Below are 15091 nucleotides of genomic sequence, written 5' to 3'. Positions count from 1 at the left end.
GCAGGGGCTGCTCACCGTCCCGCGATGCCCTTGCACGACGGTTTCGCCGCCGCTAGCGTTTGTGTCGAACCGCCCAACAGGAAAGCCCGATTTCATGCGCTTGCTGACCACCACCGCCCTTGCCACCGCCATTGCCCTGCCCGCCCTGGCAGCCGACCCGGAACTGACCGTCTTCGACTGGGCGGGGTTCGAGGAACCGTCGATCTTTCAAGGCTATGTCGACAAATACGGCGACAGCCCGACCTATGCCTTTTACGGCGACGACGACGAGGCGTTCCAGAAGATCGCCTCGGGGTTCAAGGCCGACGTGGCCCATCCGTGCAGCCAGATGGTCAGCAAGTACCGCGACGCCGGCCTGATCGAACCCTGGGACACCTCGAAGATCCCGAACTTCGACAAGATCGACCCGCAGTTTCTGGAATCGGAAGTCTTCAAGGACGACGAGGGCGTCTGGTACATCCCCACCGACTGGGGCGCGACGGCCATCGCCTATAATACCGAAACGGTGCCTGCCGAGGACGTGTCCACGCTGCAAGTCTTTGTCGATCCGAAATACCAGGGCCGCACGTCCCTGCCGGATTCCTCGGACGATGTCTGGGCACTGGCCTATCTGGCGACGGGCACGACCGACTGGACCGACGTGACCGACGAACAGTTCCAAGCCGCCGCCGACTGGCTGCGCAAGGCCCATCAGAACGTCGCCGCCTATTGGGCAGACCCGTCCGAACAGGCGCAACTGATGGCGTCCGGCGCGGTGGACATCGCCTGGTCATGGAACGACGGCGTGGTGTATCTTCAGGCCGACAACTATCCCGTGGGCTTCCAGCGGGCGCCCAAGGAAGGGTCGTCCACGTTCTTTTGCGGCTATATCAACCTGAAAGACGGGCCGGGCAACGAAGAAAAGGCCTATGATTTCATCAACGCCTGGCTGGAGCCGTCGGCGGGCAAAGCCTTGCTGGACACGATCGGCTATGGCCATACCTCGACCGAGGCGATGGCAACGATTGCCGACGAACAGGCCGTGAAGGACGGGCTGAGCGAGGTCGATGCCCCGATCCTGGCCCAGACGCCCAACGATCCCGCGCAGCGCGAAAAACAGCTGGCCGAGTTCGAGAAGATCAAGGCCGGTTTCTGAAGAAGGCCGGGGGCTGTCTGCCCCCGGACCCTCCGAGGATATGGAAGCCAGGGTGACGGGGCGGGAATTTTATGCGGCCTCGTCCCTTTTGGGGGGGATATAGTTCAGGATCGGCGCCAGCCAGCGTTCGACCTCGGACAGGTCCATGCCCTTGCGCGCGGCATAGTCGCGGGCCTGATCCTCCTCGATCTTGGCGACCCCGAAATAATAGCTGTCGGGATGGCCGATATAGAGGCCCGACACCGACGATCCCGGCCACATCGCCATGCTTTCGGTCAGCGTGACTCCGGTGGCGTTTTCCGCGTCCAGCAGCCGGAACAGCGTCAGTTTTTCCGTATGGTCCGGTTGCGCGGGATAGCCGGGCGCAGGGCGGATGCCCTGGTAGGGTTCGCCGATCAGATCCTGCGGGCCGAACGATTCATCGGAGGCATAGCCCCACAGATCCTTGCGGACGCGTTCGTGCAGCATCTCGGCCATGGCCTCGGCGATGCGGTCGGCCAGCGCCTTGACCATGATCGCGGCATAGTCGTCGTTTGCGCGTTCGTAACGGGCGGCGATCTCGGCTTCCTGAGGACCGGCGGTGACGACAAAGCCGCCGACATGATCGGGCCGGCCTTGGGGTGCCACGAAATCGGACAGCGCCACGTTGGGACGGTCGCCGCGCTTCGTCACCTGCTGGCGCAGGGTGTGGAACGTCGCCAGCGGCCGGGTCCGGCTGTCGTCGGTGAACAGGCGGATGTCGTCGCCCACCGCATTGGCGGGCCAGAATCCCACGACGGCGCGGGGATTGAACCACTTTCCGTCGACAATCCGGGCCAGCATCTCCTGCGCTTCGCCAAACAGCGTCCGCGCGGCCTCGCCCTGCTTTTCGTCATCCAGAATGCGGGGATAGACGCCCTTCAGTTCCCAGGTCTGGAAAAACGGCGTCCAGTCGATGTAGCGCGCGATGTCGGCCAGATCCCAGTCGTCGATGACGCGGGCGCCGGTGAACTTCGGGGCCGTGGCGCGATAGTCGGTCCAGTCGATCTTGAAGGCATTGGCCCGCGCCGCAGCCAGCGGCAGGCGCTGCTTGGCCCGTTCGGCGCGCTCGTGGCGTTCGGCCACGTCCAGGTATTCGGCGCGGATGCCATCGACATAATCCGCCTGCTGCGTGGGCGACAGCAGCGACGACACCACCCCCACCGCGCGGCTGGCGTCGGTGACATAGACCGCCGCGCCCTTGTGATAGCGCGGCGCGATCTTGACCGCCGTGTGGATCTTGGATGTGGTTGCCCCGCCGATCAGCAACGGCACCCGAAACCCCTCGCGCTCCATCTCGGACGCGACATGGACCATCTCGTCCAGGGACGGCGTGATAAGGCCCGACAGCCCGATCACGTCGACGTTCCGTTCGCGCGCGACCTCCAGGATCTTCTGCGCGGGCACCATCACCCCCAGGTCGATGACCTCGTAATTGTTGCAGGCCAGGACCACGCCCACGATGTTCTTGCCGATGTCGTGGACATCGCCCTTGACCGTGGCCATCAGGATCGTGCCCGCCGTTTCCCGCTGGGTGCCGCCGGTCAGGCGCTTTTCCTCCTCCATAAAGGGCAGCAGCACGGCCACGGCCTGCTTCATCACGCGGGCCGATTTCACCACCTGCGGCAGGAACATCTTGCCCGCGCCGAACAGGTCGCCCACCACGTTCATGCCCGCCATCAACGGGCCTTCGATGACGTGCAGCGGGCGTTCGGCCCCAAGGCGCGCTTCCTCGGTATCGGCGTCGATGTATTCGGTGATGCCGTTGACCAGCGCGTGTTCCAGCCGCTTTTCGACCGTCAATTCGCGCCAGGACAGATCCTTCTCGCGCGCCTTGGCCCCGCCCTCGCCCTTGAAGCGTTCGGCGATCTCCAGCAGGCGCTCGGTGGCGTCGGGACGGCGGTTCAGGACAACGTCCTCGCAGGCCTCGCGCAGGTCCGGGTCGATGGCGTCATAGACGGCCAGCTGGCCCGCGTTGACGATGCCCATGTCCATGCCCGCCCGGATGGCGTGGAACAGGAACACGGCGTGCATCGCCTCGCGCACGGGTTCGTTGCCGCGAAAGCTGAAGGACAGGTTGGACACCCCGCCCGAGACATGGGCGTGGGGCAGGTTGCGGCGGATCCAGCGCGTCGCCTCGATGAAGTCCACGCCATAGTTGTTGTGCTCCTCGATCCCCGTCGCCACGGCGAAGATGTTGGGGTCGAAGATGATGTCCTCGGGCGGGAAGCCCACCTCCTCGGTCAGGATGCGGTACGCGCGTGCGCAGATCTCGGTCTTGCGGGCGCAGGTGTCGGCCTGGCCCTGTTCGTCAAAGGCCATGACCACCACCGCCGCGCCATAGGCCAGGCACAGCCCGGCCTGTTGGCGGAACTGTTCCTCGCCTTCCTTCATGCTGATGGAATTGACCACCGGCTTGCCCTGCACGCATTGCAGGCCCGCCTCGATCACCTCCCATTTGGAACTGTCGATCATCACCGGCACGCGGGCGATATCGGGTTCGGCGGCGACCAGGTTCAGGAATTCGACCATGGCGGCCTTTGAATCGATCAGCCCCTCGTCCATGTTGATGTCGATGATCTGCGCGCCGTTTTCCACCTGGTCGCGCGCGACCTCCAGCGCCGCCGCATAGTCGCGGTTGGTAATCAGCTTGCGGAAACGGGCGGATCCGGTGACGTTGGTGCGTTCGCCGATGTTCACGAAAGGGATGGCGGGGGTCAGGACAAAGGGTTCCAGGCCCGACAGGCGCAGGTGGCGTTCAAGCATATTCGGGCACCCTTCGCGGTTCGTACTGGCCAACCGCCTTGGCGATGGCGCGGATATGGTCGGGCGTGGTGCCGCAGCAGCCGCCGACGACATTGACCAGCCCCTCGCGCGCGAACTCGGCGATCTGCACGGCGGTGTCGTTCGGGCCTTCGTCGTATTGGCCAAAGGCGTTGGGCAGCCCGGCATTGGGATAGGCGCAGATGTTGGTGTCCGCGACGCCCGACAGTTCCGCCAGATGCGGCCGCATGGCGGCGGCGCCAAGCGCGCAGTTCAGCCCCACCGACCAGGGCCGCGCATGGCGCACCGAATGCCAAAAGGCGGTCGGCGTCTGGCCCGACAGCGTGCGTCCCGATGCATCGGTGATCGTCCCCGAAATCATCAGCGGCAGTTCCCGCCCATGGGCCTGCATCGCCTGGATGCAGGCAAAGATCGCGGCCTTGGCGTTCAGGGTGTCGAAGATCGTCTCGATCAGCAGGATGTCGGCGCCCCCTTCGATCAACCCCTGCGCCTGCTGAAGATAGGCTGTCCGCAGATCGTCAAAGGTCACGGCGCGATAGCCGGGGTCGTTCACGTCCGGGCTGATCGACGCGGTGCGGTTCGTCGGCCCGATCGCGCCCGCCACGAAGCGCGGCCGCCCGTCCTGCGCGGCCGCGCGGTCCAGGGCGCGGCGGACGATGCGCGCGCCCTCGACATTCAGGTCGTGCACGGCGGCCTGCATCCCGTAATCGGCCTGCGCGATGGTGGTCGCGGAAAAGGTGTTCGTTTCCACGATGTCGGCGCCCGCCATGGCATAGCGGTAATGGATCTCCTCGACCGCCTCGGGCTGGGTCAGCACCAGCAGGTCGTTGTTGCCTTGTTGCGGATGGTCCGCATGGTGCCGGCAGGCATGGCCCGATCCATGCCCGGTATAGTCGTCTTCGGCCAAGCCAAGCTGCTGGATCTGCGTGCCCATCGCCCCGTCCAGGATCAGGATTCGTTCGGATGCCGCGCGGTCAAGCGCGGCGAATGCGGGGGATGGGGAAAGTCTGCCGGTCATCGTCCTACCTTCGTCAGGAAGGCGCAGATATAGCCGCGACGGGCTGCGTCGGCAAATTCATAATCCTACAGAAGATTATGAACCGCAGGCATCATGCGTTGCCTTGGTCCAAATATCCCAAGGGGGTGCGGGGGACTGGTCCCCCGCCTCAATCCGCGCTGCTGCGGGCATAGACGTCCTCGTAGCGGATGATGTCGTCCTCGCCCAGATAGCTGCCGGTCTGCACCTCGATCAGGACCATGGGCACCTTTCCGGGGTTCTCCATCCGGTGCACGGCGCCCAAGGGCACATAGATCGACTGGTTTTCCGTCACCAGCGTCACCGTGTCGTCCACCGTGACCTTGGCCGTTCCCGACACCACGATCCAGTGTTCGGACCGGTGCACATGGCTTTGCAGCGACAGGGCCGCGCCGGGTTTCACCACGATGCGCTTGACCTGGAAACGGTCGGCCAGGGCCAGCGTCTCGAACCAGCCCCAGGGGCGGTGATCGCGGGGGAATGCCGTGGCCTGCTTGCGGCCCCTGGCCTTGAGCGCGGACACCGCGTGGCGCACGTCCTGGGCGCGCGACTTGTCGGCGACCAGAACGGCATCGGCGGTCGCCACCACCATCACGTCCGTCAGCCCGATGCCCACCACCTGCAAATCGTCGCTGTCGGACCGCAGCAGCACGTCGTGGCAGTCGATGGCGGTGGAATTGCGGTCCGTCACCACCCCGGTATCCGACGGCGCCTCAAGCAGCGCCTCGCGCCAGACGGCATCCCAGCCCCCCAGATCCGACCAGCGTTCGGAAAACCGCACCACGGTCAGGTTGTCGGCCTTTTCCATCACGGCATAGTCGATGGACTGATCGGGCAGGCCGTCCCACGGCCCCTTGGCCAGCCGGAGAAAGCCCAGATCGTCCCGTGCCTGATCCAGGGCCGCCAGAACGGGCGACAGGTAATCGGGGGCATGGACGCGGAACGCCTCGATCATGGCGTCGGCCTGGAACAGAAAGATACCCGCGTTCCACAGAAAGTTGCCTTGCGACAGCATCCGCGCCGCCGTCGCCGCGTCGGGTTTTTCCACGAACCGCGTCAGCGGCTGCGGGCCGTCGCCCTGCCCCCCCAGTTCCAGATAGCCATAGCCGGTTTCCGGCCGGTCCGGGGTGATGCCGAAGGTGACGATCCGCCCCTCGGACGCGGGACCGACGCCTTGCCGCACCGCGCGGGCGAAGGCGGCGTCGTCCGGGATGACGTGATCGGACGGCGCCACCAGCAGCAGCCCGTCGGGATCCTTGGCGGCAACCATCAGGGCCGCGACCAGGATCGCGGGGGCGGTGTTGCGGCCCGAGGGTTCGATCACGATGGCGCCGGGCTTGATGCCGACCTGGTCCAACTGTTCCGCCACGATAAAGCGGAAATCGGCGTTGGTCATGACCACGGGGTCGGCGAAATCCGGCCCCGCCAGCCTGCGGGCGGATGCCTGGAACAGGGTCTGGTCCCCGATCAGCGGCGCGAATTGCTTGGGAAAGCTTTTGCGGGACACGGGCCACAGCCGCGTTCCCGATCCGCCGGCCATCAGAACGGGGGTGATCTTGGTCATGGAGCTTTCCTTGCGATCCGCATCAGCGCAGGGATAGCGCGCCAAGACGCGGCGGAAAAGGCTGCGTGTCGTTCAACCTGTAGGTTTCATCGCCCGGCCCGCCACATAGGTCTGTGCGATGCTGCGGTCGTCGCCCATGATTTGCAGGATGAACAATTCCTGTTCCAGCGTTTCCGCCCGGTCCATGCGCAGGGCCATGGCAGGCGTGGCGCGGGCGTCCAGCACCACCAGGTCGGCCATGCTGCCCGGATCCAGCGTGCCGATGTCCCTGTCCATCCCCAGGGCCATCGCATTGCCGCGCGTGATCCAGTGAAAGGCCGACAGCGGCGTCAGCTTCTGGCCCCGCAGTTGCAGGATCTTGTAGCCCTCGTTCAGGGTTTGCAGCATCGAATAGCTGGTGCCGCCGCCGACATCGGTGGCGATGCCGCTGGTGATGCCCGCCGCGCGCAGCCCCCCTTTGTCGAACAGCCCCGATCCCAGGAACAGGTTCGAGGTCGGGCAGAACACCGCCCGGCTGCCGGTTTCCGCCATGCGCGCGATCTCGCGCGGGCGCAGGTGGATCGAATGGCCCAGCAGCAGCTTGGGGGACAGCAGGCCGTGGGTTTCGTAGATGTCCAGATAATCGCGCGCCTGCGGATAGAGCGACAACGTGAAGTCGATCTCGTCCAGATTTTCCGACAGATGCGTCTGGACGTGGCAGTCGGGATGCTCGCGGGCCAGTTGCCCAGCCATCGCCATCTGTTCCGGGGTCGAGGTGATCGCGAAACGCGGCGTGATCGCGTAACGCTGGCGGCCCGTGCCGTGCCAACGGTCGATCAGCGCCTTGCTGTCGTCATAGCCTTGCCGGGGCGTGTCCAGCACCTCGGGCGGGGCGTTGCGGTCCATCATCACCTTGCCCGCGACCATCGCCATGTTGCGGGCGTGCGCCGCGCTGAACAGGGCTTCCGCGCTTTCGGGATGGACCGAACAAAAGGCGACGGCGGTGGTGGTGCCGTGGTCGGTCAGCAGGTTCAGGAAGGCATCGGCCATGGCGGGGGCATGGCCCTGCTGGCGAAAGCGGGCTTCCTCGGGGAAGGTATAGGTGTTCAGCCAGTCGAGCAGTTGCGCGCCCCAGCTTGCGATGACCTGCACCTGCGGAAAATGGATATGCGTGTCGATGAAGCCCGGCAGGATCAGGTGCGGGCGGTGGTCGATTTCCGGCAGATCCGGACGGGCCAGCGCCGTGTAATCGTCCACGGCCAGGATGCGGCCGTCCTCGACCAGGATGGCCCCGTACTCACGATAGCGGTGGTTGTCGGTCGTGTCGTGGGGATCGGCGTGAAAGGAGAGGACACGGCCCCGGATCAGCTGTTGCATGGGTGTTTTTTCAACGAAGAAGCTGCGGTCAGCCGCGCGATCAGTTCGGCGGCGGCGAAAGCGGCGATGACGGCGGGGCGCTTGTCCGGGCTGAACCCCGCGCCGATGGGGCAGACCAGCGGCGCGGGATCGATGCCCCGGTCGCGGGCGAAACGGCTGAATTGCGCGCGTTTCGTGGCGCTGCCGATCATGCCGACATAGGACAGGTCGGACCGCGCCAGCGCCTCGGCTGCCAGCAGGAAATCCAGCGCGTGGTCATGGGTCAGGATGACGATGGCGCTGCCGGGGGGGGCCGCGCGGATCTCGGCCTCGGGCAGCGCGGTCAGGCGGGTCGCGATGCCGGGCGCGGCCAGGGCCAGTTCCTCGGGCCGCTGATCGATCAGGGTGGCGTTGACCGGCAAGGGGTGCAGCGCCAGCGCCAGTGCCCGCCCGACATGTCCGGCGCCGAAGACCAGCGCATCCGGATGATCCTCGGGCGTGGGGCCGTTTCGATCCAGATGCAGGACCACCCTGCCCCCGCAGCACTGACCGATTTCGGGGCCAAGGGGAATATCCATCCGCGCTTCTGCCTCACCTAAGGCAAGCATCTGACGCGCCCGGTCGATGGCCATGTATTCCAGTTGCCCGCCGCCGATGGTGCCGTCCACGCGATCCGCGCCCACGAACATCTCGGCCCCCGCGTCGCGGGGCGTGGACCCCAGGGCCGTTATGACCCGGACGCGGATCATCGGCGCAGCGCCTCGATCGCCATCAGCACGCGTTCGGGCGTGGCGGGGGCGTCCAGCCGCGCCGGTTCGCGGTAATCGCCGAAGGAGGCCACGGCCATGTTGATCGCCTCGAAAACGCTGATGCCCAGCATGAAGGGCGGCTCGCCCACGGCCTTGGACCGCTTGATGGTGCGTTCCGACGCCTCGGACCAGTCGGCCAGCGAAACGTTGAAGACGCGCGGCCGGTCGGACGCCAGCGGCACCTTGTAGGTGGACGGCGCATGGGTCCGCAGACGGCCCTTGTCGTCCCACCACAGTTCCTCGGTCGTCAGCCAGCCCGCGCCCTGGACAAAGGCGCCCTCGACCTGGCCCTTGTCGATGGCCGGATTCAGGCTGCGCCCGACATCGTGGATCACGTCGGTGCGGTCGATGACGTATTCGCCGGTCAGGGTATCGACCGACACCTCGGACACCGCCGCGCCATAGGCATAGTAATAGAACGGCCGCCCCTTTCCGGTCGCCCGGTCCCAGTGTATCTTGGGCGTCTTGTAAAAGCCTGCCGCCGACAGGTGGATCCGCGCCATATAGGCCGCCGCGATCACCTCCTTGAAGGGGATCTCGTGGTCGCCCGCGCGGATATGGCCGGGGACAAAGCGCACGTCCTCGCGCGGCTGCTGCCAGCGTTCGGCGACGAATTCGACCAGCCGGGCCTTGATCTGTTCCGCCGCGTCAAGCGCCGCCATGCCGTTCAGATCGGTCCCCGAGGACGCCGCCGTGGCCGAGGTGTTGGGCACCTTTTCGGTGGTGGTGCGGGTGATCTTGATGTTGGCGATGTCGCACTGGAACGCCTCGGCCACGACCTGGGCGACCTTGGTGTTCAGGCCCTGCCCCATCTCGCAGCCGCCGTGGTTCAGCGCAATTGACCCGTCGTTGTAGACATGGATCAGCGCGCCCGCCTGGTTGAACCAGGTCGCCGTGAAGCTGATGCCGAACTTGACCGGCGTCAGCGCGATGCCCTTGCGGATCACGCCGCCTTTCGCGTTCCAGTCCAGCACCGCCTGGCGGCGGGCGTGATAATCGCTGCTGGCCTCCAGCTCCTCGAAGATGCGCGGCAGGATCTGGTCGTTGACCTCTTGGTGATAGGGGGTCAACTGGCCGTTCTGATACAGGTTCGCCTTGCGGATCTCCAGGGGATCGCGGCCCAGGGCATAGGCGACCTCCTCGACCATGCGTTCGGCCACGATCACCCCTTGCGGGCCGCCGAAACCGCGGAAGGCGGTGTTGCTGACGGTGTTCGTCCGCATCGGATGGCTGCTGACGCGCACATCGGGATAGTAATAGGCGTTGTCGCAGTGAAACAGCGCGCGGTCCGTCACCGGGCCGGACAGGTCCGCCGAGAAACCACAACGGGCATACCAGTCGCCCTGCACGGCGCGGATTTTGCCATCGTCATCAAAGCCCACCTCGTAATCCACCACGAAGTCGTGGCGCTTGCCGGTGGCGGTCATGTCGTCGTCGCGGTCGGGGCGGATCTTGACGGCCCGGTTCCAGCGTTTGGCCGCGATGGCCGCGACGCAGGAAAACAGGTTCATCTGCGTTTCCTTGCCGCCGAAGCCCCCGCCCATCCGGCGCACGTTCACCACGACCGCGTTGTTCCGGCAGCCCAGCACATGCGCCACCATGTGCTGAACCTCGGACGGGTGCTGGGTCGAGACATTGATCGTCACGTCCTCGTCCTCGCCCGGAATGGCCATGGCGATCTGGCCTTCCAGATAGAAATGATCCTGCCCGCCGATGGCGAAGCGGCCCTTGATGACATGCGGCGCAGCAGCCATGCCCGCGTCGGCATCGCCCCGGCGCAGGGTCAGGGGGTCGGTCACATAGCCCATGCCCGCGTCGCGCGCGGCGATGGGGTCCAGCGCATGGGGCAGCACGTCATAGGTAATCTTGGCCTTGTGCGCCGCGCGCCGCGCCTGGTCGCGGGTTTCCGCGATCACGGCAAAGACCGGCTGGCCCCAGAACAGCACCCTGTCCTCGGCAAAGATCGGGTCGTCGTGCTTGCCGTTGGGCGACACGTCGTTGACGCCGGGAATGTCCCTGGCGGTCAGCACCCCCACCACCCCCGGCGATGCCAGCGTTTCCGAAAAGTCCATGCCGGTGATCGTGCCATGGGCGCATTGCGACAGGCCCAGATAGGCGTGCAGCAGCCCGTAAGGCTCGGCCAGGTCGTCGGTGTAATCGGCGCGGCCGGTGACATGCTTGATGGCGCTGTCGTGGATCGTGTCCTGATGCGCCTGGCCGTGGATGGCGGTATCGTCTTTCATCTTACGCTCCTACGGCATCAAGCAGGCGGACGGGCAGGCCGGGTTCGGACTGTTCCAGCCAGAAGCGCCGGAACAGGTTGGCGGCGACAGTGCGGCGGTAATCGGCGCTGGCGCGCATGTCGGTCAGCGGCTGGAAGTCGCCCGTGACGGCGCGGGCCGCGGCCTCGAAGGTGTCGCGGGCGAAGGGCTGGCCCGTCAGCGCGGCCTCGGCCCCCGCGGCACGTTTCGGAACGCCCGCCATGCCCCCGAAACAGACCCGCGCATCCGTGATGGTGCCGTTTTCGACGCTTAGGCAGAAACCGGCGGCGACGGCGGTGATGTCGCTGTCGCGGCGCTTGGTGATCTTGTAGGCCGCGACCCTCGCCTGCGGGCGGGTGGGAATGATGACCTCCTCGACGAACTCGCCGGGGGCGCGGTCCTGGCGCCCGTATTCGATGAAGAAATCCTCCAACGCGACCTCGCGGCGCGTGGCCCCCTTGCGCAGCACGATCCGGGCGCCCAGCGCGATCAGCAGCGGCGGCGTGTCGCCGATGGGGGAACCGTTCGCGATGTTGGCGCCGATGGTGCCCATGTTGCGCACCTGCCAGCCGCCGATGCGCAGCCAGTAATCATGGGCGGCCGGGATGTGGTCGCGGATCAGCGGCGCGGCCTCGGAATAGGTGACGCCCGCGCCCAGGCGGATTTCGCCGTCCTCGACGCGCTTTTCCTTCATCAGATGGCCGATGAACACCGCCGGGGAAATGTCGCGCATGAACTTCGTCACCCACAGGCCCACGTCGGTCGCGCCCGCGACGATGGTGGCCTTGGGTTCGGCCTCCAGCACGGCGGCCAGATCGTCGGCATCGGCGGGAATGATGGCGCGTTCGCCGCCCTTGGACAGCTCCACCCGTTGCCCGCGCATGTCGCGCAGCCTGGCCGCGACCAGTTCGCGTTCCACCGCCAGCGCATCGGAGGCCTGACCGCCCGCGCGGCCCGCGGCCAGCGCCGCCTTGATGATCGGCTCGTATCCCGTGCAGCGGCAGATGTTGCCCTGCAAGGCGACCTCGATGTCGGTGACGGAGGCATCCGGGTTCGTCATCCACAACCCGTACAGCGCCATCACGATGCCCGGCGTGCAGAACCCGCACTGGCTGCCGTGGTATTCCACCATCGCCGCCTGGACCGGATGCAACCCGCCGTCCGGGCCGCGCAGGTGTTCAACCGTCACAACATGGCAGCCGTGGCAGGACGCGAGGAACCGGATGCAGGCGTTCACCGGCTCATAAACCAGGCCGTCGTTGGTCAGCCGCCCTACCAGCACCGTGCAGGCCCCGCAGTCGCCTTCGGCGCAGCCTTCCTTGGTGCCGGTCAGGCGGCGGCTGATGCGCAGGAAATCCAGCAGCGTGTCGGATGCCCCGACCTCGGACAGGGTGATCGGCTGACCGTTCAGCAGAAAGCGCAGCGCGGGTGTCATGGCATACCTTTGTGGCTGTGGACCCTGTGGAAATCCTAGGCCGAAAAAAACGGTTGCGAAATCGGCGCCGACCCGGAAGACTTTACACGAATCCTTGAAAGCGGCCTATCACCCATGTCCTATCTGGAAAGCCTGCGCGTGTTCGTCCGGGTGGTCGAACTGGGGTCGATCACCGCGGGCGGGCGCGACCTGCGGCTGTCGCCCGCCGTCGCCTCGAATCGCATCAAGGATCTGGAAAACCGCTTTGGGGTGCGTTTGCTGAACCGCACCACCCGCAAGCTGACGCCGACCGAGATCGGGCGCGCCTTCTATGACAACGCGCGGCGCGTGATCGACACCCTGGACGAGGCCGAGGCGTTGGTCAGCAGCTTTTCCGGGCGCCCGCAGGGGGTGATCCGCCTGACCGCGCCGCTGGGCCTGGGGCGGCGGCTGATCGCGCCGCTGATCCCGCCGTTCTGCGCCGAAAACCCCGGCGTGGATTTCCGGCTGCGGCTGTCGGACCGCAACGTCAACATCGTGGAAGACGCCATCGACCTGGCCTTCTTTCTGGGCGAGCCTGCGGATTCCGCGCTGAAGTGGCGCAAGATCGCGGATTGCCCGCGCGTCCTGGTCGCCTCGCCCGCCTATCTGGCGCAGCATGGCACGCCGGCGATGCCCGAGGATCTGGTGGATCACAACTGCCTGCTGCTGCGCTATCCCCGCAGCCCGGAATATTACTGGGTGCTGCAATCGGACGACGGCCCGCAAAAGATGATGGTCGGCGGGCGCTTCGACACCGACGACGGCGACGTTCTGACGGCTTGGGCGCTTGGCGGCGAAGGCATCGCGAACCGCCCGCTGTACGAGGTGGCGGCCGACATCAGGGCCGGCCGCCTGATCGAGGTGCTGCCCCGGAACCGCCCCCTGGCATCCCAGTTCGGATGCCTGACGCCGCACCGGCGGTTGCAGGATCCCAAGGTGCGGATGTTCGCGGATTTCGCGGTGCGCGAATTGAAAAAGGTGTTCTGAGCGGCAGACCCGCGCCGGGCCTTACAGCCCCGCCAGATCGCCTGCGCCGGCGGCCCGGAACCAGCGGATCACCTGCTCGCGCTCTTGCGGTTCCATATAGGTGACGTTGGCGGGCGGCATCGCGTTGGTCAGGCCGGACTGGACATAGATTTCCCGCGCCAGCTTGGCGATGTCGGCGGGGGTTTCCAGAAACACACCCTTGGGCGCGTGATAGATGCCTTCGTAACCCGGTTCGCGCGCATGGCACATCGAGCAACGCCCCATCACGATGTCGCTGACCTGCTGAAACCCCTCGGCCTCGGCAAAACGGGTCTCGACCGGGGTCAGGGGCCGGGCCTCGGCCTGTTCCAGGGTGTCCTGGTTCAGGCCGGCGGACGACAGCCACATCACCATGATGAACAGCACGACCGTCACCGCCCAGGTCCACCAGACCATCCCCTTGCGGGCGTGCATGGTATTGAAGAAATGCCGGATGGTCACGCCCATCAGGAATATCAGCGCCGCTATCAGCCAGTTGTACTGGCTGGCGAAAGCCAGAGGATAATGGTTCGACAGCATCAGGAAGATGACGGGCAGCGTCAGGTAATTGTTGTGCGTGGACCGCAGCTTGGCGATCTTGCCGTATTTCGGATCGGGCGCCCGCCCGGCCTTCAGATCCGCCACCACGATCCGCTGGTTCGGCATGATGATGAAGAACACGTTGGCCGTCATGATCGTGGCGGTGAAGGCGCCCAGATGCAGCAGCGCGGCCCGGCCCGTGAAGACCTGCGTATAGCCCCAGCCCATCACGACCAGCGCCACGAACAGCAGCAGCATCAGCACCGTCGGCGTCTCGCCCAGCCGCGACTTGCACAGCGTGTCATAGATCAGCCAGCCCAGCGCCAGCGAACCGCCGGAAATCAGGATCGCCTGCCAGACGGCCAGATCGGCCTTGGCGGTGTCGATCAGATACAGGTTGGCGCCCGCCCAATAGACCACCATCAGCAGCGCCGCGCCGCTGATCCAGGTCATGTAGCTTTCCCATTTGAACCAGGTCAGATGATCCGGCATCCGTTCGGGGGCCACCAGATACTTGTTGATATGGTAAAAGCCGCCGCCGTGGACCTGCCATTCCTCGCCATGCGCCCCCTTGGGCAGGCCCGGCGCCTTGGTCAGGCCCAGATCCAGCGCGACGAAGTAGAAGGACGATCCGATCCAGGCGATCGCGGTGATGACATGGGTCCAGCGGACGGCAAAGGCCAGCCATTCCCAAAGAACAATGTGGTCGGGGATCAGTTGCATCATGGCGTCAGCTTCCCCGATAGGTGGAATAGCCGAAGGGAGAGACCAGCAGCGGCACATGGTAATGGTCGTCCCGCGACATGCCGAAGCGGATCGGGATCACATCCAGGAACCGCGGGCTTTCGGGGTCCACGCCGGTCGCGTCCATCCAGGCGCCCGCATGGAATTCCAGCTCATAGCTGCCGGTCGCGAAATCCGCCGCCGGCAGGATCTGGCGGTCGGTGCGACCGTCATGGTTGGTGCGCAGCCGCGCAAGCTCAGTCCGCTGGGTGCCGTCCAGACGGAACAGCACGACCTCCATCCCCTCGGCCGGGCGGCCGCGCGCGGTATCCAGCACATGGGTGGTCAGGTATCCTGGCATCATCGCCCTCCCCTTCATTCTCTTGGTTTGCTTGATAACCGATCCGCCCCCGCCCGTGCGAGAG

11 protein-coding genes are annotated in these 15091 nt (G+C 66.0%); 2 read left to right on the top strand and 9 right to left on the bottom strand.

The features are described 5' to 3' along the window. Positions 1–94 precede the first annotated feature (94 nt). A complete protein-coding gene (locus tag CHB77_RS14790) occupies positions 95–1135 on the top strand; it encodes an ABC transporter substrate-binding protein (protein WP_089388992.1) in 1041 nt (346 codons plus the stop codon). Positions 1136–1204: 69 nt separating this feature from the next. Here the strand turns inward: CHB77_RS14790 and metH are convergent, their stop codons facing one another. The 7 genes from metH to xdhA all read right to left on the bottom strand — a co-directional run bounded on the left by metH (position 1205) and on the right by xdhA (position 12377). Then, the gene (gene metH / locus CHB77_RS14785; protein WP_089388991.1) at positions 1205–3919 is read right to left on the bottom strand and encodes a methionine synthase; all 2715 of its coding nucleotides are present in this window, start codon (positions 3917–3919) and stop codon (positions 1205–1207) included. Continuing rightward, positions 3912–4955 carry a homocysteine S-methyltransferase family protein gene (locus CHB77_RS14780; protein WP_089388990.1) on the bottom strand — a complete coding sequence of 348 codons (1044 nt, stop codon included), beginning with the start codon at positions 4953–4955 and terminating at the stop codon, positions 3912–3914. Before CHB77_RS14780 ends, metH begins: the two co-directional genes overlap by 8 nt. 148 nt (positions 4956–5103) lie before the next feature. Beyond that, positions 5104–6537, bottom strand: a complete 1434-nt coding sequence (locus tag CHB77_RS14775) for a mannose-1-phosphate guanylyltransferase/mannose-6-phosphate isomerase (protein ID WP_089388989.1) — start codon at positions 6535–6537, stop codon at positions 5104–5106. A 72-nt stretch (positions 6538–6609) separates the two neighbouring features. Continuing rightward, complete coding sequence (gene guaD / locus CHB77_RS14770; RefSeq protein WP_089388988.1) at positions 6610–7893, bottom strand: guanine deaminase; 1284 nt, start codon at positions 7891–7893, stop codon at positions 6610–6612. Continuing rightward, on the bottom strand, positions 7881–8621 hold the full coding sequence (gene xdhC, locus CHB77_RS14765) for a xanthine dehydrogenase accessory protein XdhC (RefSeq protein ID WP_089388987.1): 741 nt from the start codon (positions 8619–8621) through the stop codon (positions 7881–7883). The genes guaD and xdhC overlap by 13 nt, the downstream gene beginning before the upstream one ends. Continuing rightward, positions 8618–10924: a xanthine dehydrogenase molybdopterin binding subunit gene (gene xdhB, locus CHB77_RS14760; RefSeq protein ID WP_089388986.1), complete on the bottom strand. Its 2307-nt coding sequence runs from the start codon at positions 10922–10924 to the stop codon at positions 8618–8620. Before xdhB ends, xdhC begins: the two co-directional genes overlap by 4 nt. A gap of 1 nt (position 10925) precedes the next feature. Then, the gene (gene xdhA, locus CHB77_RS14755; protein ID WP_089388985.1) at positions 10926–12377 is read right to left on the bottom strand and encodes a xanthine dehydrogenase small subunit; all 1452 of its coding nucleotides are present in this window, start codon (positions 12375–12377) and stop codon (positions 10926–10928) included. A 114-nt stretch (positions 12378–12491) separates the two neighbouring features. On the opposite strand from xdhA, the gene CHB77_RS14750 reads away from it, so the two are divergent. Continuing rightward, positions 12492–13385, top strand: a complete 894-nt coding sequence (locus CHB77_RS14750; RefSeq protein ID WP_089388984.1) for a LysR family transcriptional regulator — start codon at positions 12492–12494, stop codon at positions 13383–13385. A 21-nt stretch (positions 13386–13406) separates the two neighbouring features. Here CHB77_RS14750 and CHB77_RS14745 read toward each other — a convergent pair whose 3' ends face one another. Both CHB77_RS14745 and uraH read right to left on the bottom strand, forming a co-directional pair. Beyond that, the gene (locus CHB77_RS14745) at positions 13407–14669 is read right to left on the bottom strand and encodes a urate hydroxylase PuuD (RefSeq protein WP_423212902.1); all 1263 of its coding nucleotides are present in this window, start codon (positions 14667–14669) and stop codon (positions 13407–13409) included. A gap of 4 nt (positions 14670–14673) precedes the next feature. Beyond that, positions 14674–15027 carry a hydroxyisourate hydrolase gene (uraH, locus tag CHB77_RS14740; RefSeq protein ID WP_089389008.1) on the bottom strand — a complete coding sequence of 118 codons (354 nt, stop codon included), beginning with the start codon at positions 15025–15027 and terminating at the stop codon, positions 14674–14676. Positions 15028–15091 lie beyond the last annotated feature (64 nt).

It is taken from the genome of Paracoccus sediminis (assembly GCF_900188295.1).
GTDB lineage: Bacteria > Pseudomonadota > Alphaproteobacteria > Rhodobacterales > Rhodobacteraceae > Paracoccus > Paracoccus sediminis.
This window is presented reverse-complemented; position numbering and strand designations above follow the sequence as displayed.